General features: G+C 67.8%; 1 protein-coding gene. It reads right to left on the bottom strand.

All coding sequences use genetic code 11. The features are described from left to right. Positions 1-170: 170 nt before the first annotated feature. Positions 171-1,571: an IS1380 family transposase gene (locus AWC17_RS14095; protein WP_046187285.1), complete on the bottom strand. Its 1,401-nt coding sequence runs from the start codon at positions 1,569-1,571 to the stop codon at positions 171-173. Positions 1,572-1,691: the final 120 nt, after the last annotated feature.

Genomic DNA, 1,691 nt, shown 5'->3' with positions numbered 1-1,691 from the left:
CCTCGATTTTGCATGGTAGTTGGTGTGGGCTGGGTCTGATGCCGAGTTGTGGTGCGGGGTGGTGATTTTCGTGTGGCGGCGTGGTTGACCTGTCCCGTGTCGCCGGGTGGGGCGGGCGTTCCTGGGGCCGGTGGTTCTTTCATGGTTGGTGGGTCGGGTTGATCGGGTGATCATCCGAAGGCGGTGCGCAGGTGTTGCCAGGCGGTCGCGATCTGCGATGCCCACCGCCAGGTGGCATCGATACGCAGCCGTAGCTGGCGGGCGCCGTGGGTGATGCGGGCGGCGACGTGCAGTACCCGGTAGCGGAACGTGGTGATCTCGGCGCGGGCCAGGCCAGGATGGCCGCTGAAGCCGATGAGCCGGGCCCACGCGACCAGATCGGTAGCTGCGAGGACGATTTCGAGCCAGGCGGCGTTGGCGTCGAACGCGTGACACGGCAGGTTGCGTAGGCCGGTGGCTTTGAGTTCGCGGATGCGGTCCTCGACCCGGGCGTGCTGGCGGTGCCGCAGCTCTAAGCCCGCGACTTGTCCGGGGACGAGACCGGGCGGGGTGTCGGTGATGAACGCGGTGACCCGCAGCCCGTCGGCGTCGGTGAACCGCAACTGTGCACCGGGGTGGGGTCGTTCTTTGCGCAGGATCAGCCTCGTGCCGGCCGGCCATGAGGACAGGTTGACCAGGTCAGTGGCCTCGGCAACCCACGCCCCGTCCCGGATACCGCCGTCGGTGTCGATCGCCGGATACCAGGCTCGACCGAGGTTGAGGGTGTCCACGGCGTCTTGCACCCGCCAGTCGACGGGATACCCGAACGAGAATCCCACCCCAGCGGTGCGGCAGGCCGTGGCGAAATCGTGGGTGGCCCCGGCGGTGTCGCAGCGCACCAGCACCGACGGCTTGTCGGGATCACCGCGATGCTCGGGCCGCCACGCCGCGGGCAGCGACGCCAACGCCTGGGCCAGGACGGTGATGTGGTCTGCGGCGGTGTTGGAGCCGGCCCGGCCGGTGCGCAGCAGCCCCGCGAGCGCTTCGCCGCCGGCGATCTCGGGGCGGTCCAAAAACGCCAGCAGCGGGTGCAGGCCGAAGGTTTTCTTCCAGGTCGGCGCCGCCTTCTCCTTGTTATCGGAGTGGTCGATGACCAGGGTGGCGTCGATGTCGATGTACAGCCATTGTCCCGCTGTGGGGGCGGCTCCGGCCGTCCAGGCCGCCGATCGGGCCGCAGCCCGCGCGCCGCGCACCCGCGGTAGGTGCGCGGCGTCGATCCGTTCATCGACCAGCCGCCACATCGTGGTGGTTGAGGCTTTCGCGCCGAGCACGTGCTCACGGTCGCCGCAGAGTTGTCCGACGCCATCGATGCAATCGGCGCCGTCGGCGACCGCGGCAGCTAGATCGGCGAACACATCCCCGGGCGCATACATCCACGGGCCGCGGTAGGTGTCTGCCAACGCCGCGGTGACCTGCGCCGATAACCCGGTACGGTCGGCGAGCTCGCGCACCAAGGCCATCCCGGCATGCGACACGACACCATGGCCGTCGGCCGACACTTTCACCCGCGATGCCACCGCGATATTCTTCACCTGCGAAGTGCCTTCCCGTCAGGATCTTTGAACCGTAGAGAAGTCCAATTATCCCTTGCAGGACAGGCACTTTCGCGTATCTACACCCCGACACTCACAATAATCCACGAAAAATCCGGG

Origin of the sequence: Mycobacterium nebraskense, from assembly GCF_002102255.1 — a bacterium.
Classification (GTDB): domain Bacteria; phylum Actinomycetota; class Actinomycetes; order Mycobacteriales; family Mycobacteriaceae; genus Mycobacterium; species Mycobacterium nebraskense.
This window is presented reverse-complemented; position numbering and strand designations above follow the sequence as displayed.